We start from the raw sequence: 20,683 nt of genomic DNA on the forward strand, positions 1-20,683 counted from the left end.
CTCCTTCAGGTGGTGCCGCTGGGGTGCGGGTCGCGGACGAGGCTGGTGAGCAGGCCGAGGCCCAGGCGCGGGCCGATGCGGCCGCCGCCGAGCCCGATCTCGACGAGGTCGTCGAAGACGCGCTGGTCGCGGGCGGCCGCGCCGATCCCGGCGTCGACCACGCGCGGGTGGCGCGAGAGCCGGGCGGCGGCCCAGGTGTGGCGCAGGTGACGGCCCAGCAGGCGCCGCACCTCCCGCTCGTACGCCGCCCCGGCCTCGGCCGGCTCGCCCCCGGTGAGGGTGCGGGCCGCGGCCCGCCCGGCCAGGGCGCCGGTGGCGACCGCGTAGTAGATGCCCTCGCCGGTCATCGGGTTGACCAGGCCGGCGGCGTCGCCGGCCAGCAGCACCCGGCCCGCGGGGTGGCGCCAGCGCAGCCCCGAGAGCGGCAGGTGGTGGCCGCGCCAGGAGGTCCCGTCACGGGCCGCTCCGGGCAGCAGCTCCTCGAGCTGCTCGAGCAGCAGCGCGCGCGTGGGCGGCTGGTCACCGTCGACCAGCTCGCCGTACCCGACGTTGGCCAGGCCGTCGCCGCGGTCGAAGGACCAGGCGTAGGAGGGCTGGCGGCGCTCGCCGTAGCGGATCACCTGCAGCCCGCGCCGCCCGGGCGGGGTCGGGGCGTAGCCGCGCAGGGCCAGGGCCCGCGGTGCCGTGGGGCCGAGCCCTGCGGCGGCGCGCACGACCGAGTGGGCGCCGTCGGCGCCGACGACGACCCCCGCGCGCAGGTGGTCGACGCCGACCCCGTCGTCGCCGGTCTCGACCCGTCGCACCCGGTGGCGCACGAGCTGGGCCCCGCGCTCGACGGCCCTCTCGACCAGGCGGGCGTCGAAGGTCTCGCGGGGGATGACGTGGACCTCGCGGCGCATCCGGCCCGCGACCTCCCGGGCGCCGCGGGCGAGCGTGAGGTGGCGCAGCGGGCGCCAGCCCTCGACCACGTCGGCGGCGCCCAGCCGGCGCAGCACGTCGAGCACGTGCGGCGCGATGCCGTCGCCGCAGCACTTGTCGCGGGGGAAGTCGGCGCGGTCGACCAGCAGCACGCGCAGGTCGGGGGAGTGGGCCAGGGCGGCCAGGGCGGCGGCGGAGCCCGCGGGCCCGGCGCCGACGACCACCAGGTCGGGCGCCCCGCTCACCCGGCCACCACCAGCAGCAGCACGTCGACCAGGGCGATCCCGACCGCGGCCCGGAAGGCGTCGCGCCCCGGACGGACGACCGCGACCAGCGCGAGCCCGGCGACCAGCGCGGCGCCGACGCCCAGCGCCCAGCCCGGCAGCCCGGGGGCGCCGAGCGCGATGACGAGGCTGGCGGCCACCAGCACCACGACCGCGGCCACCGGCAGCCAGCGCGGCCCGAGCCGGTGCGGCAGTCCGCGCACGCCCGTGGCCGCGTCGTCCGCGAGGTCGGGCAGCACGTTGACCAGGTGGGCGCCCACGCCGAGCAGCGCGCCCGCGGCCACGCCCCACAGCGGCGGGTCGAGCGGTCCGGCCAGCCACACGAAGGCCGGCAGGGCCCCGAAGGCGACCGCGTAGGGCAGCCACGACAGCCACGTCGCCTTCAGCCCCAGGTTGTAGGCCCACCCGCCCGCCACCACCAGCAGGTGCACCGGCCCGGCCGGCAGGCCCACGGCCAGCGACAGCACCACGGTCGCGACGAGCGCCGCGGCGCACCAGCCCCGCACCAGCCGCTCGGAGAGCTCGCCGGTGGCCAGCGGCTTGTCGGTGCGACCGACCGCCCGGTCGCGACCCGCGTCGACCAGGTCGTTGCTCCAGCCGATCGTCAGCTGACCGGTCAGCACCGCGGCGACGACCAGCGCGGCGGTGCCGGGCCCCAGGCCGGCCGGCAGCGCCAGCAGCGCCGCGAGCACGGTGACGGCGAGCGCGGGCCCGGGGTGGGTCGCCCCGACCAGGGCCCTGGTGCCTCGCCACGTCACGGGCCCCTGTCTACCGTGCCCCGGGTCGACACGCCCCACCCAGAGGGTCCGACACGCCCCCCGGCGGCGGCGCCCAGGGGTACCGTCGAGGGGTGGCGGGCAGGACCTGGGAGGACCACGAGCGTGCGGTCGAGCGGCTGCGCGCGTCGTACGCCGCGATCCCGCCGGGGCAGCCGGTGCGGCTGGCCAAGCGCACCTCCAACCTCTTCCGCCCCCGCAGCGAGGCTGCCGGGCCGGGGCTCGACGTGAGCGAGCTGTGCGGGGTGCTCGAGGTCGATCCCGGCGTCGGCACCGCCGACGTGCAGGGCATGTGCACCTACGAGGACCTGGTGCGGGCGACGCTGGCGCACGCGCTGGTGCCGCTGGTGGTGCCGCAGCTGCGCACGATCACCCTCGGCGGGGCGGTCACGGGCCTGGGCATCGAGTCGACCAGCTTCCGCCACGGTCTCCCGCACGAGTCGGTGGTCGAGATGGACGTGCTGACCGGCGCCGGCGAGGTGGTCACCACCCACCCCGGCGACGAGCTCTTCGACGCCTTCCCCAACTCCTACGGCTCGCTCGGCTACGCCACCCGGCTGCGGATCCGCCTCGCGCCGGTGCCGGCGTACGCCGCGCTGCGCCACGTTCGCTTCGACGACGCGCAGCGCCTGGCCGCGGCCGTCGCCGAGGTCGTGGCCACGGGCGGCCTCGACGGCACCCGCGTCGACGGCCTCGACGGCGTGGCCTTCGCCCCCGACGAGCTCTACCTGACGCTCGCCACCTGGACCGACGAGCCGGGGCCGACCAGCGACTACACCGGCCAGCAGGTCTACTACCGCTCGATCCGGGAGCGGGCGGCGGGCGGCGAGGGCCGCGACCGGCTGAGCGTCCACGACTACCTGTGGCGCTGGGACACCGACTGGTTCTGGTGCTCGCGGGCCTTCGGGGCCCAGCACCCGCTGGTGCGCCGGGTGTGGCCGCGGCGCTGGCGGCGCAGCGACGTCTACCACCGGCTGCTGGCCCTCGACTCCCGCTTCGGGGTCGCCGAGCGGCTCGACCGGCGCGCCGGCCGGGCGCTGCGCGAGAAGGTGGTCCAGGACGTCGAGGTGCCGCTGGCCCGGCTCGGGGAGTTCCTGGCCTGGTTCGACGAGCGGGTCGGGATGCGCCCGGTCTGGCTGTGCCCGCTCGTGGCGCAGCGCGCGTGGCCCGCCTACCCCCTCGAGCCCGGCGAGGTCTACGTCAACGTCGGCTTCTGGGGCACGATCCACGTCGGCCCGACCGCCCCCGACGGGCCGACCAACCGGGCCATCGAGGAGAAGGTGCACGCCCTGGGCGGGCACAAGAGCCTCTACTCCGAGGCCTTCTACGACCGCGAGACCTTCGACCGCCTCTACGGCGGCGAGCAGCTGCGCGCGGTGAAGGCGCGCCACGACCCCGACGACCGGCTGAGCAGCCTCTACGACAAGGCGGTGCGGAGAACATGACGATCACGATCGGTGAGGCCGTCGGCTCGCTGATGAGGGACGGTCTGCCGGTGCGCTTCGAGGCGTACGACGGCTCCGCGGCCGGGCCCCCGGACGCCGACATCACCCTGCGGCTGGTCGACCAGCGCGGCCTGGCCTACCTGCTGACCGCCCCCGGCGACCTCGGGATGGCCCGCGCCTACGTCAGCGGCGACCTCCGGCTCGAGGGGGTGCACCCCGGCGACCCCTACGAGGCGATGCGGCTGCTGCAGAACAACCTGCGCTTCCGCGCGCCCTCGGTGGGCGAGGCGCTGACGCTGGTGCGCGGCCTCGGCCTCGGCAACCTCCGACCGCCGCCGCCCCCGCCCCAGGAGCACCTGCCGCGCTGGCGACGGGTGGTGGAGGGGGTCCGGCACTCCCTCGACCGCGACGCCGGGGTCATCTCCCACCACTACGACGTGTCCAACGCCTTCTACCGCCACGTGCTGGGCCCCTCGATGGCCTACACCTGCGCGGTCTACCCCGACGCCGACGCCACCCTGGAGCAGGCGCAGGCCGAGAAGTTCGACCTGGTCTGCCGCAAGCTCGGCCTGCGCCCGGGCATGCGGCTGCTCGACGTCGGCTGCGGCTGGGGCGGGATGGTGCGCCACGCGGCCGAGCACTACGGGGTGCGCGCGCTGGGGGTGACCCTGAGCCGCGAGCAGGCGGCGTACGCGCGCGAGGCGATCGAGGCCGACGGGCTGTCCCACCTGGCCCAGGTGCGCCACAGCGACTACCGCGACGTGGCAGAGGGCGGCTTCGACGCGATCAGCTCGATCGGCATGACCGAGCACGTCGGGGTCCGCAACCTCCCGGCGTACTTCACCTTCCTGCGCGAGCACCTGCGCGACGGGGGCCGGCTGCTCAACCACTGCATCACCCGCCACGACAACGTCCGGCGCGAGACCGGGGCCTTCATCGACCGCTACGTCTTCCCCGACGGCGAGCTGATCGGCTCGGGCACGATCATCACCCAGGCCCAGGACGCCGGCCTCGAGGTCGTGCACGAGGAGAACCTGCGCCGCCACTACGCGCTGACCCTGCGCGACTGGTGCGCCAACCTGGTCGAGCACTGGGACGAGTGCGTCGCCGAGGTCGGGGAGGGCACGGCGCGGGTGTGGGGGCTCTACATGGCCGGCTCGCGGCTGGGCTTCGAGCGCAACGAGATCCAGCTGCACCAGGTCCTGGCGGTGCGCACCGGCCCCGACGGCGACGACGGATTGCCGCTGCGTCCCTCCTGGTGAGTAGCCTCGGCGGGTGAGCACGCGAGCGATGACCTTCGAGGCCGAGGTGCTGGGCCGCGAGCGGATCACCGACCACCTGCTGCGGCTGCGCCTGGGCGGCGAGGGCCTGGCGGGCTTCGCCAGCACCGGGGTGCCCGACGAGTGGGTCGGCCTCGTGGTGCCCGGGCAGTTCCAGAGCCGCTACTACACCGTGCGCTCCTTCACCGGCGGCGAGCTGGTGCTCGACGTGGTCGTCCACGACGTGGGCCTGGTCACCGAGTGGGCCCAGCTGCCCGACGTGGTCGGCCAGCGGGTCGTGGTCACCGAGCCGAAGGGCTCCTTCACGCTGCCCGAGGGCGCGCAGTGGCTGATGCTCGTGGGCGACCTGACCGCGATGCCCGCCATGGCGCGCATCAGCGAGGAGGTCGACCTGCCGACCCGGGTGTGGGCCGAGGTGCCCGAGCGGCCCGCCGGCTACCTGCCCGAGGGCAGCGACGTGACCTGGCTGGCCCAGCCCGGCGACGGCATGTCGGCGCTGGCCGAGGTCGTCGGCGACCTGGTCTGGCCCGAGGGCGAGGGCTACTTCTGGATGGCGGGGGAGTCGGCGCAGATGCGCGCGATCCGCAAGCACCTGATGCGCGAGCGCCGGCTGCCCAGCACGGCGTACGACGTCATGGGCTACTGGCGCGGCGGGGCGCAGCGCCAGCCGCGCGCCGTCGACCCGGGACCGATCTGGCGGGCCGGCAAGGCCGCCGGGAAGTCCGACGAGGAGATCTGGGCCGACTACGACGCAGCGAGGGAATCATGAGCAAGCCACCGGAGCACAGGAGCGGGTTCGCCTCGTTCGTCGGGCGACCCAACGCCGGCAAGTCGACGCTGACCAACGCGCTGGTCGGCTCGAAGGTGGTCATCACCTCCTCGAAGCCGCAGACCACGCGCACCGTGGTGCGCGGCATCGTGCACCGCCCCGACGCGCAGCTGATCCTGGTCGACACCCCCGGCCTGCACCGGCCCCGCACCCTGCTCGGCGAGCGGCTCAACGACCTGGTCAAGACGACGCTGGCCGAGGTCGACGTGGTCGCGGTCTGCTTCCCGGCCAACGAGAAGGTCGGCCCGGGCGACCGGTTCATCGTCTCGGAGATGGCCAAGATCAAGCGCACCACCAAGGTCGCGATCGCCACCAAGACCGACCTCGCCACCCCCGAGCAGATCGGCCAGCACCTGCTCGACATCCAGGCCCTCGGCGCCGACCTCGGCATCGAGTGGGCCGAGATCGTGCCGGTCTCCGCGCAGGCCGGCGACCAGGTCTCGCTGCTCGAGGACCTGCTGGTGGGGCTGCTGCCCGAGGGTCCGCAGCTCTACCCCGACGGCGAGCTCAGCGACGCCCCCGAGGAGGCGATCGTCGCCGAGCTGGTGCGCGAGGCCGCGCTCGAGGGCGTGCGCGACGAGCTGCCGCACTCCATCGCCGTCGTCGTCGACGAGATGGGCCTGCGCGAGGACCGCGACGAGGACAAGCCGCTGCTCGACATCTACGCCGTCGTCTACGTCGAGCGCGACTCCCAGAAGGGGATCATGATCGGCAAGAAGGGCTCGCGGCTGCGCAAGGTCGGCAGCGACGCCCGCGCCCAGATCGAGGCCCTGCTCGGCACCCCCGTCTACCTCGACCTGCGCGTCAAGGTCGCCAAGGACTGGCAGCGCGACCCCCGCCAGCTCCGCAAGCTCGGCTTCTAGCCGACCCGGCGCAGATCTGCGCCGGGTCAGTGAGAGATCTGCGCCGGGTCGGCGGGGCTGGTCAGTCGGGGACCCAGCACAGGCCGTGGCGCTGCCCGGCCTCCCACTGCTGCGCGTCGGGCCACTCGTAGCCCCAGCTGAAGTCGAGCGGGTCGTCGGCGGCCTCGCGACCGGCGGCCGCACAGGGCTCCTGGCCGGCGGAGCGGGCGGCCTCCTCGCCGGGGTACTCCTGCTGGCCCTGCTCCTGGCCCGACCCCTGGCCGCCGAGCTCGACCACCCGCACCGCGCGCCAGGTGTGCTCGGCCGAGCAGAGCACCCGGGTGAAGTCGGGGGTGCCGGGCTCGGCGGTGCTGCACAGGCCGTAGCGGTCGCGACCGGCCTCGGTGCCCAGCACGCCCTTCATCGGCGGGACCAGCTCGGCGAGCCGCTCGGCCCCCGCGAGCGCGACCACGTCGCAGCGGTACCAGGAGGCGCCGGCGTCGGCCTCCTCGAGGGAGGGGGTGAACCAGACGCTGCGCAGCAGGCTCAGGCGCAGCGCGTCGGCCCCGCCCCCGACGAAGTCGCCCAGCGCCGCCGGGCAGCGCTCGGCCACGTCGTCGGCCACCTGCTGCGAGTCGACCGCAAGCAGGTGCCCGTCGACCACGGTGTCGAGGGGGCCCGACTCGAAGGTCACCGCCGTGTGGGCGGCGCCGCAGCGCACCGGCTCGGCCGAGGTGGTCGGCGCGACCGCGTCGTCGTACGACAGCCGGTAGCAGGTGGCGGTGGGCGGCGGCTCGACCGGCTCGGCCGACGCGGCGGTCCCGGAAGACCCGGGAGGCTCGGAGGGCTCCGGCGCGGGTGCGCTGCTCGAGGCGGCGGGCTCCGCCGGTGCGGACCCGTCGTCGGAGCAGGCCCCGAGGGCGGCCGCGGCCGCCAGCGCCACGACGAGCGTGGCGCGGCGGGTGCGCTGCGGGCGGGTCACGACGAGGTGCGCGCCCAGCACACCGAGCGGCGGTTGCCGACCTCCCACTCGGCCTCCTTGAACCAGGTGAAGCCGAAGTCGTACTCGAGCGGGTAGCCCAGCCAGGCCGCCACGGAGTCGGAGCAGAAGTCGCGGCTGGTGACCTCGACGACCCGGTCGCCGGGGTACTCGTCGCCGGGCTCACCGAGCTTGATGGTGGTGACCGCGCGCCAGGTGTGCTCCTCCGAGCAGGGCACCTTGGGCGAGCCGGCGACGGTGGGCCCGTCGGCGCAGACCATCCACTCGTCGGGCGGCAGCCCCATCAGCAGGCCCTCCGCGGTCTTGGGCAGCGGGCGGTAGTCGATGCCCTCGCCGCCCCCGCCGACCACGTCGCAGCGGTACCAGCGCGCGCCGTCGTCCCACGCCGCCTCGGAGGGCCGGAACCACGACCAGGTCACGATCGTGCGCATCACCGACGACTCGTCGGCGCCCAGGAAGGCCATCAGCCCCTTCGAGCAGGTCTTGTAGGCCCAGGCCCCCAGCTCGACCGAGTCGTACGCCGCGTCGTGCAGCTTGTCGGGCAGCGTGCCCACCGCGTAGGTCTGCGCGGTGTGCTCCTCGGTGCAGTCGACGGCGGCGGTGGCGTTGGAGGGCAGCGCGACGTCCTCGGGCCGCAGGTTGCGGCACTGGCCGAGCTCGGGGACCTCGGTGGAGTCGACGAGGGCGGGGTCGGGGTTGCGGCCCTGGGTGGCTCCGGCTCCGCGCGCGTCACCGGACCCGGCGGAGCCGGAGCAGGCCGACAGCGCCAGCGCGAGGGCGGTGAGGGCGCCGGCGAGCACCGTGGTCGGGCTCGGGTGGCGCACGTGGTCTCCAGGGGGGTGGCTCGTGGCGGGCGGGGCGCGCCGATCCTATCCGCCGGGTGGTCGGTCCGCTCAGTCCGCGCCCAGCAGCGCCGCGAGGGTGCCGCCGAGCTCGTAGGCCGCCTCGAGCTGGGGCTCGCCGACGTCGCCCAGCACCTCGAGCACCTCGGCGCTCTGGGTCCACGACAGGGCCTGGACGATGCTCTGCACCGAGCGCACCGCGCCGGTCGTGTCGTAGCGTCCGTGCACCCACAGCCCGTAGGGCCGGCCCCGTCCACCCCCGGCCGCGCCGCCGGCACCGGCGGAGCCGTCCTGGCCGAGGTCGCCGCCGGACGTCAGGAAGATCGTGTCGAAGAAGTGCTTGAGCGCGCCCGACATGTAGCCGAAGTTGGCGGGGGTGCCGAGCAGGAACCCGTCGGCCGAGCGGACGTCGTCGGCGTCGGCCACCAGGGCCTCGCGCACCACGACCTCGACGCCGGTGATCGCCTCGTCGCGGGTGCCGGCTACGACGGCGTCGCTCAGCGAGCGCAGCGTGGGCGTGGGGGAGTGGTGGACCACCAGGAGCCGGGCCATGGCGCCACGGTAGTCGCGCGGCGGCCTCCTGCGGGGCTCAGCCCAGCCAGCCGTGCCGGTGCGCCCAGGCGACGGCCTGGGTACGTCGCGTGACCCCGGTCTTGCCGTAGACCTGGCGGATGTAGGTCTTGACCGAGTTGACGCTGACGAAGAGCCGGTCGGCGACCTCCTGGTTGCTCAGCCCCTCGCAGATCAGGGCCAGCACCTCCGACTCGCGGGTGCTCAGCCCGGGGAAGCCGACGGCGGCGCGCTGCACCGGCAGGTCGGGGGTGGGGCGCTCGCCGCGCACCACCGCCTCCAGCGCCGCGAGCAGCTCGGGGCCGGTCGCGGTCTTGCCCAGGTACCCGTGAGCGCCCGCGCCGAGCGCCTGGCGCACGCCGACGGGGTGGGTGTGCCAGCTGAAGACCAGCACCCGGGCCGGCGCCAGGGTGACGATCCGGTCGAGCCCGCCGTCGTGGCTGCCGCGCGCCGCGGGCGGCACCGGGAAGGGGTCGCACAGCACGACGTCGAGCCCGACGACCTGCCCCGCGGGGTCGCCGTCGGGACCCGCCAGCCGCACGCGATCGGCGTACGGGCTCAGCATCGCGTGCACGCCGCGCACCACCAGCTCGGGCTCGTCGACGACCCCGACCCGGAGCGGACGGCCCGAGCGCGCGGCAGGCAGTCCGTTCGGCTCGGTCACGAGAGGGAAAAGTAGTCAACGCGACGGCTCCCGGGCGTTCGTGGAGGCTCACCTCTTGGGGTGAATCTCACGGCGGGCGGGCGTGCCGCTGCTCCGGGGGCGGTGCGCTAGTCTGGGCGCACCATGATGCGACAGCCTCTCCTCCTTCGCTGCCGCAGCGAGGTCTGAGCCAGAGCCGGACCCCCTCGCTGCGGAGTGTTCGTCTGCGCGCCGGCCGCCGAGCCAGACCCCCGGACCACCAGCGAGGACCATCGTCATGAGCACCTTCTCCACCATCCGATCGGCGCAGAAGCCCAGCGGGATGCCCATCGAGCGCTACCAGGCGTTCCCCCCGATCGACCTGCCCGACCGCACCTGGCCCTCGCGCACGATCGAGCAGGCGCCGCGCTGGCTCTCGACCGACCTGCGCGACGGCAACCAGGCCCTGATCGACCCGATGACGCCGGCGCGCAAGATGCGCATGTTCGACCTGCTGGTGAAGATGGGCTACAAGGAGATCGAGGTCGGGTTCCCCTCGGCGAGCGAGACCGACTTCTCCTTCGTGCGCCAGCTCATCGAGGGCGACAAGATCCCCGACGACGTCACCATCTCGGTGCTCACCCAGGCCCGTGAGGACCTCATCGAGCGCAGCGTGCAGTCGCTGATCGGGGTGCCGCGCGCCAACATCCACCTCTACAACGCCCTGGCGCCGATGTTCAGGCGCGTGGTGTTCGGCGCCAGCCGCGACGAGGTCAAGGACATCGCGGTGCGCGGCACCGAGCTGGTCATGAAGCACGGCGAGCAGGCGCTCGACATGACCGTCATCGGCTACGAGTACAGCCCCGAGATCTTCACCTCGACCGAGCTGCCGTTCTCCCTGGAGGTCTGCGAGGCGGTCAGCGACGTGTGGCAGCCCGAGGACGGCCGCGAGATCATCCTCAACCTGCCGGCCACCGTCGAGGTCTCCACGCCCAACGTGTACGCCGACCAGATCGAGTGGTTCTCGCGCCAGCTCACCCGCCGCGAGAGCACCGTGATCTCGCTGCACCCGCACAACGACCGCGGCACCGCGGTGGCCGCCACCGAGCTGGCGATGATGGCCGGCGCCGACCGCGTCGAGGGGTGCCTCTTCGGCCACGGCGAGCGCACCGGCAACGTGTGCCTGGTGACGCTGGGCATGAACCTCTTCAGCCAGGGCGTCGACCCGATGATCGACTTCGCCGTCGAGGGCGGCATCGACGAGATCCGCCGCACGGTCGAGTACTGCACCCAGCTGCCGGTGCACCCGCGCCACCCCTACGCCGGCGACCTGGTCTACACCGCCTTCTCCGGCTCCCACCAGGACGCCATCAAGAAGGGCCTCGAGGACCTCGACCGCCAGGCCGCCGAGCAGGGCGTCCCGGTCGGCTCGCTGCCCTGGGAGGCGCCGTACCTGCCGATCGACCCCAAGGACGTGGGCCGCACCTACGAGGCCGTGATCCGGGTCAACAGCCAGTCGGGCAAGGGCGGCGTGGCCTACGTGCTCAAGGCCGAGCACAAGCTCGACCTGCCGCGCCGCGCCCAGATCGAGTTCAGCCGGGTGGTCCAGCAGCGCACCGACGCCGACGGCGGCGAGATGACCCCCGAGGCGATCTGGGACGTCTTCCGCTCCGAGTACCTCGACCGCGAGACGCCCCTGAGCCTCGACTCGGTGCACACCAGCTCCGCGGCCGGCGAGAAGGACGCGCTGAGCGTCAACGTCTTCGTCGAGGGCGAGATGCGCACCCTCGAGGGCACCGGCAACGGCCCGATCGCGGCCTTCGTCGGCGCGCTCAACGAGCTGCCGCAGGACTACGACGTGCGCGTCCTGGACTACCACGAGCACGCCCTGTCCTCGGGCGGCGACGCCCTCGCGGCGGCGTACGTCGAGTGCTCGGTGGGCGACCAGATCTTCTGGGGCGTCGGGGTCGACGCCAACATCGTCACGGCGTCGCTGAAGGCGGTCATCAGCGCGGTCGACCGCGCCTGAGGCTCAGGCCTTCAGCGGCAGCCGCACGGTGAAGGTGCTGCCCTCGAGGTGGGCGGAGCGCACGGCGATGGAGCCGCCGTGCGCCTGCACCACCGAGGAGACGATCGACAGCCCCAGCCCGGTGCCCTGGATCGCCTTCTCCTGGGCGGTGGAGGAGCGGAAGAAGCGCTCGAAGAGGCCGTCCTGCTCCTCGACGGGGATGCCGATGCCGGTGTCGCTGACGACCAGCAGCGCCTCGGCGGGCGTCGTCTCCAGGCGCACCCGCACCACGCCGCCGTCCTCGGTGAACTTCACCGCGTTGCCGACCAGGTTGAGCAGCACCCGCTCGAGCTGGGAGCCGTCGCCGACCGCCACGACCGGGCGCGAGGGACGCTCCCACGAGACGTCGAGCTCGCGGCCGACGAGGAGGGCGTCGGTGGCGCGCTGCACCTCGGCGAGCATCGCGTCGAGGTCGACGTCCTCGGCCTGCCAGCTGATGTCGCCCGAGTCGAGCCCCGAGAGCAGCAGCAGGTCGTTGCACAGCACGATCAGGCGCTGGCCGTTGCGCGCGATGCTGTCGAGCAGCGGCACCTGCGCGGTGTCGGGGGCGACCAGGGTGCCGTCCTGCAGCAGCTCGGTGTAGCCGACGATGCTGGTCACCGGGGTCCGCAGCTCGTGGGAGACGGTGGAGACGAACTCGTTCTTGGCCTCGTCGATGGCCTGGAGCCGCTCGACGGCCGTGCGCTCCTTCTCGAGCGCGGCCACGACGAGGTCCTGCGCGCGACGCTGGTCGGTGACGTCGCGGCCCACGCACAGGAAGCCGATCTGGGGGCTGACCTCGCTGCCGGTCGCCGACAGCGTCATCGAGACCACGCGCCGCTCGCCCTCGCCGTCGACCCACCACCAGTCGCGGCTGGGCTGCTCCTCCTGGCCGAGCGAGGCGCTGAGCGCCGCGAAGACCGTGTCGTGGTCGGTCGAGCCGAGACGGGTCCGGGTCTGCTCGGGGTCGAGCAGCATCGCGAAGGGCAGCCCGACCAGGTCGACCGACTCGCGCCGCAGCAGGTGCTCGGCGCCGGAGTTCACCACGCTGATGCGCCCGCGGGCGTCGAGGCCGACGATGGCGGTCGAGACCGACGCCTGCATCAGGTGCGTCACCAGCCCGGCGCTGGCGCGCTCGGTGGTCACGTCGACCCCGGTCAGCACGGCGTACGCCGGCATGCCCTCGGGGTCGCGGACCATGTTGTTGCTCCACAGGATCCGGCGCCGCTCGCCGTCGAGGGTCACCGCGTCGTGCTCGCGGACCACCGGTGAGCCCGAGCGGTTGGGCCACAGGAACAACGACTCCAGGTCCTGGCCGCTGTCGGGGGCCAGCGTGGTCTCCCAGAGGCGGCGGCCCACGAGGTCGCTCTCGGTGTAGCCGGTCATCTGGGTGGTCGCGGCGTTGATCCGCACGATCCGGGCGTCGAGGTCGGTGACCAGGATGATGCAGGCGGTGGTGTCGAGGGTGGCGCTGGTGAGCTTCTCGGCCTCCTCGAGGCGACGGTGGGCGCGCTGCTCGGCGGTCACGTCGAGCAGCTGCACCGACCAGACCGGCTCGTCCTCGCCGGCGGAGATCGGGCTGACGGCGATCGTGACCCGCGCGTCGGGGCGCCCGACGACACCGCCCTGGCCGCGCCAGCCCGAGCCGGAGGCGGCGAGCCGGGCCGCCAGGCCTCCGGCGCCGTCGACGTCGACCACCTCGCTGAACTCGAGGCCGGTCAGGTCGTCGGCGGAGCGGTCGAGGAGGGCCGCGGCGGTCTGGTTGGCCTCGGCCACCCGCAGCCCGTCGCGGCCCTGGCGCAGCAGCAGCTGGCCGACCAGCGAGTCCGTGAAGCTGGCGCGGAAGAGCTGGCGCTCCGACTGCACCGAGTCGAACAGCCGGTTGCGCTCGTGCAGCAGCACCGCCAGCGGCAGGGTCAGCAGCACCGTGCAGGCCAGGTAGGCCTGGGCGATGCCGGCGGCCGCGACCTGGCCCAGCGCGTCGCGGGCGAACGGGCCGGTGCCCTGCTGGGTCAGCACGGTGACGGTGGTGGCGAAGACCACGAGCTCGACCGCGGTCACCCGGGGACCGAGCCGCAGGGCCGCCCACACCAGGGGGACGAGGGGGACGAAGGTCAGCGACAGGACGTCGTCGCTGGCGAAGACCGCGGCGGTGGCGAGACCGGTGACGACCACCTGCACCATCAGCTCGGCCCCGACGGTCGAGAGGCCCCGGGGCGCTGCCTGCGCGCGCAGCCCGCGACCCGGGAGCAGCACCGCGGGCACGATCAGCAGCACCGCCGCCGCGTGCGAGGTGAAGACGGTCCGGGAGACCGCGGTGGGCACGCCCAGGCCGAGGGGACCGGCTGCCGCGAGCAGCAGCAGCGCGATGGTGCCGGCGCCCAGCACGGTGCCGACCACCAGGCGGAGCAGGTCGCGCAGGTCGGCCAGCCGGGGCACCCCGGGCGTGGGGCCGGCGCGCAGCACCAGCCCGGCCACCAGGGCCTCCGCGGTGTTCGCGAACCCGAAGAAGGCCGCCACCTCCCAGGGCCGGCCGCCGGTGAGGTTCGACAGACCGGTCACGACCACCAGCGCGGCCGCGACCAGGGCCAGCTCGCGCCGGCCCGGGCGGGTCAGCGCGACCAGCGCCACCGACAGGCCGGCCGCCGGCCACCAGACCGCCACCGGGTTGTCGGCGGGGCGCAGCACCACCGAGCCCAGCCCGACGGCGTACACCGCGACCAGGAGGAGGACGGTCCACCGGCCGCTGAGGTGCTCGCGGCTCGTCGTCGGCATGGCGACATCATCACCTGTGCGGGCCGTCCGGTCCCGAGAACCCGCGGGCGCGGCGGTGGACAAGCGCTGAGGAGCCCAGTCTTTGCCCTAGGTTGGGCGCCATGCTGGTCTCCGAGCACATCGGTCAGTTCTTCCTCGACGCCGACGGGGCGCGCGACCGCCTCGAGTACACCGAGTACGGCGGCGGCGACTCGTGGGTGGTGCTGCTGCACGGGCAGCTGATGCCGCGGCGCATGCACCAGCCGCTGGCGCGCAGCCTGGCCGCCGAGGGGTTCCACGTCGTCACGCTCGACCTGCTCGGCCACGGCCGCTCCGACCGGCCCGCCGACCCGCAGGCCTACTCCGTGGCCGCCTTCGGCGGCCAGGTGGTGGCGCTGCTCGACCACCTCGGGGCCGCCCAGGCCGTCGTGGGCGGCACCTCCCTGGGCGCCAACGTGTCGCTCGAGGTGGCCGCCACGGCGCCCGAGCGGGTGCGCGGGCTGCTGCTGGAGATGCCGGTGCTAGACAACGCCCTGGAGGCGGGCATCCTGACGTTCTCGCCACTGCTGATGGCCGCGCGCTTCGCGCCGTTCACCATCAACACGCTGCGCCGGCTGACCCGGCCGGTGCCCCGGGGCGTGGTGCCCTTCTGGGCCGGGATCGGCCTCGACACCCTCGACCAGCGCGCCGACGCGGTGGCGGCCGTGGTCCACGGCCTCTTCTTCGGACGGATCGCGCCCTCGGCCGCCGAGCGGCGCGCCATCACCGCCCCGACCCTGGTGGTCGGCCACCCGCGCGACCCGGTGCACCCGGCCGCCGACGCGGCGCTGCTGGCCGGGGAGATCCCGGGGGCCGAGTTCGTCCAGGCCCGCTCGATCCTCGAGTGGCGGGTCTCGCCGGAGCGCCTCGACCGGGTCGCCGGGGACTTCTGCCAGGCGGCCTGGCGCTCGCCCAAGCGGCGCTCCCGCCGCGCCTGAGGAGGATCCTCCCGGCCGGCGGGCACAATGGGGGAGTGCCTCTCTACCGCGACGAGGCGGTCGTGCTGCGCACCCACAAGCTGGGCGAGGCCGACCGCATCATCACCCTGCTGACCCGTCAGCACGGGCGCGTGCGCGCGGTCGCCCGCGGCGTACGACGCACGACCTCGCGCTTCGGCTCGCGCCTGGAGCCCTTCACCCACGTCGACCTCCAGCTCGCCGACGGCCGCAACCTCGACACCATCACGCAGGCCGAGACTCTCACCCCGTTCGCCAGCGGCCTCGGTGCCGACTACGAGCGCTACACCGCGGGTACCGTGATGCTCGAGACGGCCGAGCGCCTGGTGACCGAGGAGAAGGAGCCGGCGACCCAGCACTTCCTGCTGCTGGTCGGCGGGCTGCGGGCGATGATGGCCGGCGACAAGGGGCCGAGCCAGGTGCTCGACTCCTACCTGCTGCGCTCGCTGTCGGTGGCCGGCTACGCGCCCTCCTTCGACCACTGCGCACGCTGCGGCGTCGAGGGCCCGCACCGCTGGTTCAACCCCTCGATGGGCGGGATGCTCTGCAGCACCTGCCGGCTGCCCGGCTCCGCGGGCCCCGCGGCCGCGACCGTCGAGCTGCTCGGGGCGCTGCTCGCCGGCGACTGGCCGGTGGTCGCGCTGGCCGACCAGCGCACCCGCAAGGAGGCCAGCGGCCTGGTCGCGGCGTACCTCGCCTGGCACGTCGAGCGTGGCCTGCGCTCGCTGGCCTACGTGGAGCGCTGAGCGAGCTTTCCCGCGGGCGGCCGGTCCGCGGTTGAAAGCCCGCGCACGCCACCGGGCTGCCAGGGTGGTGGGCGTCGAGAGGAGCCGCACGCCGATGAGCAGGGACCCCCGGCCGACCCGCAGCGTGCCCCTGGGTGCCGCGGTCATGCTGGTGCTGCCCGCTGCCTGGCTGGCGCACCGCAGCGGGCGCCGTCGTGCGCTGGGGGCGGGGCTGGCCGAGGCGGAGCGCGACGAGGCGGAGCGGCGTGGTCGGGAGCTGGAGAGGGCGATGGAGACCATCGAGCACCAGCGACGCACGGCCGAGGCGATCCTCGAGACCGTCGACGTGGGGCTCCTCCTGCTCGACGGCGAGGGTCGGTACGTCGGGCACAACAAGCGCCACGAGGACTTCATGCGGCTGGCGTTCCCCGAGGGCCACGACGGCGCTGCGGGGCAGCTGGGGCTGGTCTGGCACGCCGATGCCACGACGCCGGTCGCGCACGACGAGATGCCCACCCGCAGGGCGGAGCGGGGCGAGGAGTTCGACGACATCCGGATCTGGGTCGGCGCGGGGGCCGAGCGGCGGGCGCTGTCGGTCTCGGCCCGCTCGATCCGCGACCAGCAGGGCCGCCAGACCGGCTCCGCGATGGCCTACAAGGACGTCACCGACTTCATGGACGCCCTGGCGGTCAAGGACGAGTTCGTCGCGGCGGTCTCGCACGAGCTGCGCACCCCGTTGACCTCGATCGTGGGCTACCTGGCGGTGCTGCTCGAGCGCGACGACCTGCCCGACGAGGCGGTGCGGCACCTCGCCGTCGCCGACCGCAACGCCGGGCGCCTCGACCGCCTCGTCGGCGACCTGCTCTCGACGGCCGTGGCCGACGCCAGCCCCACCTCGTTGCAGCGCGGGGCCTGCGACGTGGCGGTGCTGGTGCGCGAGCAGACCGAGGCGGCGCAGCCGGCGGCGGCCGGGTGCGAGGTCCTGCTCGAGGCGCGCGTGCCCGCCGAGGCCCACGCGCACGTCGACGGCCAGCGGCTGCGGCAGGTGGTCGACAACCTGCTCTCGAACGCGCTGAAGCACACGCCGTGCGGGGGCCGCGTCGAGGTGGTGCTCGAGGCCCGCGTCGACGAGGTCGAGCTGCGGGTGGTCGACTCGGGGCCCGGCATCGACGTCTCGGAGCGCGACCAGGTCTTCGGGCGCTTCTTCCGCACCCGCGCGTCGCGGGAGCAGGTGGTGCCCGGCGTCGGGCTCGGTCTGGCGATCACCCGCGACATCGTGGTCGCGCACGGCGGCCGCATCGAGCTCGACGAGGCGCCGGGCGGCGGCACCCTGGCGCGGGTGCTGCTGCCCACCGGGGGCGGCGCCGTAGGCTCCGGGGCGTGAAGCGAGCCGTACGACCGCCCACCCCGCACCCCTCGGGCGCCACCCCGCCCGCCCTGCCGCGCGAGCTCGTGCCGGGGCACGTCGCCATCGTCATGGACGGCAACGGCCGTTGGGCCAAGCAGCGCGGACTGGCCCGCACCAAGGGCCACGAGATGGGGGAGAGCTCGCTCTTCGACGTCGTCGAGGGCGCCATCGAGATCGGGGTCAAGGCGGTCTCGGCGTACGCCTTCTCCACCGAGAACTGGTCGCGATCACCCGACGAGGTGCGCTTCCTGATGGGCTTCAACCGCGACGTCATCCGTCGCCGGCGCGACGAGATGCACGAGCTGGGCGTGCGGGTGCGGTGGGCCGGTCGGACGCCGCGGCTGTGGCGCTCGGTGGTCAAGGAGCTGCGCGCGGCCGAGGAGATGACCCGCGACAACGACGTGCTGACCCTCACCATGTGCGTCAACTACGGCGGCCGCGCCGAGCTCGCCGACGCGGCGCGAGCCATCGGGCGCGAGGTCGCCGCCGGCCGCCTCGACCCCGAGAAGATCACCGAGAAGACGGTGGCGCGCCACCTCTACCTGCCCGACCTCGGCGACGCCGACATGATCTGGCGCACCTCGGGCGAGCAGCGGCTCTCCAACTTCATGCTCTGGCAGGCGGCGTACGCCGAGATGGTCTTCACCGACGTCCTGTGGCCCGACGTCGACCGCCGCACCCTGTGGTCGGCCATCGAGACCTACGCCTCCCGCGACCGGCGCTACGGCGGCGCGCTGCCCAACGCCTAGGTCGGCGCTGTCCGGACCGCCACCGCATCTCCATCGTGGTCTACGGCAACGACCTGGCGCCGGAGGTGGCCGAGTCGGTCTACGGGCCCGCGGTGTCCGCCGGGAGGCTCGTCCAGGTCCGGCGCGTCCTGGACCTCTCCACCTCGCAGGTCATCCAGCGGGTGCGCGACCGGGACCACTGAGGTAGTCCGGACACCGGGACCCGTCGCTGGCAGGCGGACGTGCCGGTGCCCCCGTCGCGGTGGTGCTGCGGCGGGGGTGTGGCGAGTCGGCTGGTTTACACGGGCCGGGTGGGTGGTCTGGGTGCTTGGCCGAGGTCGGTGGTGCCGGTGGGTTCGACGAGGTACTGGTAGCGGTGCGGGCTGGTCCAGAGGAACCCGGTGGGGGCGGGTCGGTAGGTCCAGGGGGTGTGGGTCTTGGCGCGGTGGTGGCGTCTGCACAGGGTCGCGAGGTTGGCCGATGTGGTTTGGCCGGGTGGACCACCGGGGTCGTAGGTCTCGATGTGGTCGAGGTCGGCGTGGGTCTCGTCGGGGGTGCGGCGTCGGGCGCGGCGGGTGCAGTGCGGGAAGACGCAGCGTGGGTGGCGGAGCCGGGTCTGCTCGGCGAGCCGTTCGCTGGGGGTGTAGCCGTCGCTGGTGAGTTCTTCGGCAAGGTCGATCGGGCGGCGGGGGTGGGGGCGGAGGTCGGGGTTGCTGGCGAAGCCGCGGATGTCGTCGGCGGTGATGTGCTGACGTGCCGGGCGGTGCACCTGGCGGAAGGGGTGTTCGTAGGCCTCGGGGTCCGACCCGCTGCCGGTGATGGTGCGGTAGGTGACGTGGGTGTCGGGGACGCGGAGCCACTCGCAGACCTGGTCGACGCCGACGAAGCTGCGGGTCTCCTCGACCCGTGCGAGGTGCATCCCGGCGGAGAGGTCGTTCGACCTGAGGGTGGTGGGGTCGATGCTGGCCAGGGCGGTGTCGGTGAGATGGACGTTGAGGACGACCTGGCGTGCCGGCACCCGCGGCGCGGGCTCGCCGGCCTCGTCGTCGGCCTCGTCGTCGGTGTCGTTGCCGCTGAGGTCGAGGGAGGTCTGGGCACGGGCGAGGATGCCGAGGGCCATGCTGCGGCGTACGTCGAGGGGTTGGTCGGAGCCGGCGAGGGCGAGGTTGCGGGCTTCGCGGGTGACGGCGTTGTCGAGGTCGAGGGCGTCGGCCAGGTCGAGGCAGCCGGTGATGTCGACGGTGCCCTCGATGCACTGCCCGCCGGTGGTGGCGGTGTCGAGGTGGATGTCGAGCTTGCGGTCCTCGGCGGCGATGGCTCGTTTGTCTTCTGCGGTCTCGGGGTCGAAGCGGCACAGGGCTTCTTCGACGAGGCGTCCGAGGACGGTGTAGGAGCAGGTGGCGGCGACGCCGGCGAGGTGGTGGTCGACCCAGGCGGCGGCCTCGAGGGGGAGGCCGAGGGTGGCCTCGGCGATGCGGCGGGCGCGCCAGACCGGCACCCGGCCGGCGACCACCGCGGTGTGGAGGCGGGGGAGTCGGTAGCGGGTCTCGACGACGTGGGCGACGTAGCGGATGGCTGCGTCGGCGGACATCCCGAGAGCGGTGCCGTACTCGATGACCGCGAACTCGGAGACCTTGGGTGCGCCGGGCCCGGCGAGGGTGATGAGCATGTCGGTGCCGGGCAGGACCGCGGCCTTGGCCTCGTCACGGGTGGAGTGCATGGCGGCCCAGGTGCAGGTGGCCTCGTACATCGCGACCTCGGCGGCGTCGCGGGCCGCACGCTGGGAGCGGGCGTAGGCGAGGACCGCGTCAGCGGTGTCGCAGCGCTCGAGCTCCTGGGTGGTCATGCCCCCATTCTAGTCGAACATGTGTTCGAGTCAAGGGTGATGTGGCTTCTGTGGAGAGTGGCTTGAAGGCAGTGATGGGAGTTCTGGGCGCACCCCCACGACCTGCGGTGGGGAGATGCCGGTTCGGTGGTCGCGGGGTCTCGACGACGCGCGTCGCTGGCGCTCCTTGCTGCTCGACCAACGGAGGCGACGTACGTCGGGGGAAGTGGCGCCGTCTCGATGATGGCGGGTCTCGACCGGCGACGGTGCCGGGCGTCAGTGCGGGCGGGGCATGGCCCTGACCGCGGCGACGGCGGCGGCGACCACGTCGTCGAGGGGAGGGGTGACGTCGACGACCTGGCCGGCCTCGTCGTCGGCGAGCGGTTCGAGGGTGGCGACCTGGGAGGCCAGCAGGGAGACGGGCATGAAGTGGCGGGTGCGCCTGCTCATCCGGTCCTCGAGCACGTCGACGGGGGCGTGCAGGTGCAGGAAGCGGACGTCGGCGACGTGCTCGCGCAGGCGGTCGCGGTAGGCGCGCTTGAGTGCCGAGCAGGTCACGACGCTGCTGCGCCCGGCGTCCTCGGCGGCGGCCATCGCCTCGCCGACCCGGGTCAGCCAGGGCCAGCGGTCGTCGTCGGTCAGCGGGTCGCCCGCCTCCATCTTGGCGACGTTGGCGCGCGGGTGGAGGTCGTCGCCCTCGACGAGGTCCCACCCCAGCTCGGAGGCGACGCGCTCGGCGACGCTCGACTTGCCGGTGGCCGAGACACCCATCACCACGATCTGCACGGGCACG

The 20,683-nt window shown here is 74.1% G+C and carries 19 protein-coding genes; 10 read left to right on the plus strand and 9 right to left on the minus strand.

All coding sequences use genetic code 11. The features are described from left to right. Window positions 1–5: 5 nt before the first annotated feature. Together OCU29_RS13055 and OCU29_RS13060 are read right to left on the minus strand one after the other, a co-directional pair. On the minus strand, window positions 6–1,163 hold the full coding sequence (locus tag OCU29_RS13055; RefSeq protein ID WP_261820265.1) for an NAD(P)/FAD-dependent oxidoreductase: 1,158 nt from the start codon (window positions 1,161–1,163) through the stop codon (window positions 6–8). Further along, window positions 1,160–1,960, minus strand: a complete 801-nt coding sequence (locus tag OCU29_RS13060) for a UbiA family prenyltransferase (protein ID WP_261820266.1) — start codon at window positions 1,958–1,960, stop codon at window positions 1,160–1,162. Before OCU29_RS13060 ends, OCU29_RS13055 begins: the two co-directional genes overlap by 4 nt. Window positions 1,961–2,052: 92 nt before the next feature. Here OCU29_RS13060 and OCU29_RS13065 point away from each other — a divergent pair, with 92 nt between their 5' ends. From OCU29_RS13065 to era, 4 genes are read left to right on the plus strand one after another with little or no spacing between them, the layout of a single operon-like run. After that, the gene (locus OCU29_RS13065) at window positions 2,053–3,423 is read left to right on the plus strand and encodes an FAD-binding oxidoreductase (RefSeq protein WP_261820267.1); all 1,371 of its coding nucleotides are present in this window, start codon (window positions 2,053–2,055) and stop codon (window positions 3,421–3,423) included. Beyond that, window positions 3,420–4,685 (plus strand): class I SAM-dependent methyltransferase, encoded by a 1,266-nt coding sequence (locus OCU29_RS13070; protein WP_261820268.1) that lies wholly within the window; start codon window positions 3,420–3,422, stop codon window positions 4,683–4,685. Before OCU29_RS13065 ends, OCU29_RS13070 begins: the two co-directional genes overlap by 4 nt. A gap of 13 nt (window positions 4,686–4,698) precedes the next feature. Continuing rightward, window positions 4,699–5,472, plus strand: coding sequence for a siderophore-interacting protein (locus OCU29_RS13075; protein ID WP_179616917.1), 774 nt, complete (start codon window positions 4,699–4,701; stop codon window positions 5,470–5,472). Continuing rightward, window positions 5,469–6,395: a GTPase Era gene (gene era / locus OCU29_RS13080; RefSeq protein ID WP_179616916.1), complete on the plus strand. Its 927-nt coding sequence runs from the start codon at window positions 5,469–5,471 to the stop codon at window positions 6,393–6,395. The genes OCU29_RS13075 and era overlap by 4 nt, the downstream gene beginning before the upstream one ends. Window positions 6,396–6,456: 61 nt before the next feature. Here the strand turns inward: era and OCU29_RS13085 are convergent, their stop codons facing one another. From OCU29_RS13085 to OCU29_RS13100, 4 genes are all read right to left on the minus strand, one after another. Beyond that, window positions 6,457–7,404 carry a septum formation family protein gene (locus OCU29_RS13085; RefSeq protein WP_261820269.1) on the minus strand — a complete coding sequence of 316 codons (948 nt, stop codon included), beginning with the start codon at window positions 7,402–7,404 and terminating at the stop codon, window positions 6,457–6,459. Next, window positions 7,353–8,198, minus strand: a complete 846-nt coding sequence (locus OCU29_RS13090; protein WP_261820270.1) for a septum formation family protein — start codon at window positions 8,196–8,198, stop codon at window positions 7,353–7,355. The genes OCU29_RS13085 and OCU29_RS13090 overlap by 52 nt, the downstream gene beginning before the upstream one ends. Before the next feature lie 69 nt (window positions 8,199–8,267). Next, complete coding sequence (locus tag OCU29_RS13095) at window positions 8,268–8,768, minus strand: NAD(P)H-dependent oxidoreductase (protein WP_179616914.1); 501 nt, start codon at window positions 8,766–8,768, stop codon at window positions 8,268–8,270. 37 nt (window positions 8,769–8,805) lie between these two features. Continuing rightward, window positions 8,806–9,450 carry a DNA-binding response regulator gene (locus OCU29_RS13100; protein WP_261820271.1) on the minus strand — a complete coding sequence of 215 codons (645 nt, stop codon included), beginning with the start codon at window positions 9,448–9,450 and terminating at the stop codon, window positions 8,806–8,808. Window positions 9,451–9,706: 256 nt separating this feature from the next. On the opposite strand from OCU29_RS13100, the gene leuA reads away from it, so the two are divergent. Beyond that, the gene (leuA, locus tag OCU29_RS13105) at window positions 9,707–11,437 is read left to right on the plus strand and encodes a 2-isopropylmalate synthase (protein WP_261820272.1); all 1,731 of its coding nucleotides are present in this window, start codon (window positions 9,707–9,709) and stop codon (window positions 11,435–11,437) included. 3 nt (window positions 11,438–11,440) lie between these two features. Here leuA and OCU29_RS13110 read toward each other — a convergent pair whose 3' ends face one another. After that, window positions 11,441–14,230, minus strand: a complete 2,790-nt coding sequence (locus OCU29_RS13110) for an ATP-binding protein (RefSeq protein WP_261820273.1) — start codon at window positions 14,228–14,230, stop codon at window positions 11,441–11,443. A 101-nt stretch (window positions 14,231–14,331) separates the two neighbouring features. Here OCU29_RS13110 and OCU29_RS13115 point away from each other — a divergent pair, with 101 nt between their 5' ends. The 5 genes from OCU29_RS13115 (at window position 14,332) to OCU29_RS13135 (ending at window position 18,268) form a co-directional block, all read left to right on the plus strand. Beyond that, window positions 14,332–15,186 carry an alpha/beta fold hydrolase gene (locus OCU29_RS13115; protein WP_261820274.1) on the plus strand — a complete coding sequence of 285 codons (855 nt, stop codon included), beginning with the start codon at window positions 14,332–14,334 and terminating at the stop codon, window positions 15,184–15,186. A gap of 35 nt (window positions 15,187–15,221) precedes the next feature. Further along, window positions 15,222–15,950 (plus strand): DNA repair protein RecO, encoded by a 729-nt coding sequence (recO, locus tag OCU29_RS13120; RefSeq protein WP_179616909.1) that lies wholly within the window; start codon window positions 15,222–15,224, stop codon window positions 15,948–15,950. Between the two features lie 94 nt (window positions 15,951–16,044). Further along, window positions 16,045–17,313, plus strand: coding sequence for a cell wall metabolism sensor histidine kinase WalK (locus OCU29_RS13125; protein WP_261820275.1), 1,269 nt, complete (start codon window positions 16,045–16,047; stop codon window positions 17,311–17,313). Then, window positions 17,310–18,086: an isoprenyl transferase gene (locus tag OCU29_RS13130; RefSeq protein WP_179616908.1), complete on the plus strand. Its 777-nt coding sequence runs from the start codon at window positions 17,310–17,312 to the stop codon at window positions 18,084–18,086. Before OCU29_RS13125 ends, OCU29_RS13130 begins: the two co-directional genes overlap by 4 nt. Before the next feature lie 35 nt (window positions 18,087–18,121). Next, a complete protein-coding gene (locus OCU29_RS13135) occupies window positions 18,122–18,268 on the plus strand; it encodes a hypothetical protein (RefSeq protein ID WP_261820276.1) in 147 nt (48 codons plus the stop codon). 95 nt (window positions 18,269–18,363) lie between these two features. Here the strand turns inward: OCU29_RS13135 and OCU29_RS13140 are convergent, their stop codons facing one another. Together OCU29_RS13140 and OCU29_RS13145 are read right to left on the minus strand one after the other, a co-directional pair. Further along, window positions 18,364–19,911: an HNH endonuclease signature motif containing protein gene (locus tag OCU29_RS13140; protein WP_261820277.1), complete on the minus strand. Its 1,548-nt coding sequence runs from the start codon at window positions 19,909–19,911 to the stop codon at window positions 18,364–18,366. Between the two features lie 255 nt (window positions 19,912–20,166). Further along, window positions 20,167–20,682, minus strand: a complete 516-nt coding sequence (locus OCU29_RS13145; protein WP_261820278.1) for a gluconokinase — start codon at window positions 20,680–20,682, stop codon at window positions 20,167–20,169. Window position 20,683 lies beyond the last annotated feature (1 nt).

The sequence above is a fragment of the Nocardioides sp. OK12 genome, from assembly GCF_024341885.1.
GTDB classification, from domain to species: Bacteria; Actinomycetota; Actinomycetes; order Propionibacteriales; family Nocardioidaceae; genus Nocardioides; species Nocardioides marinisabuli.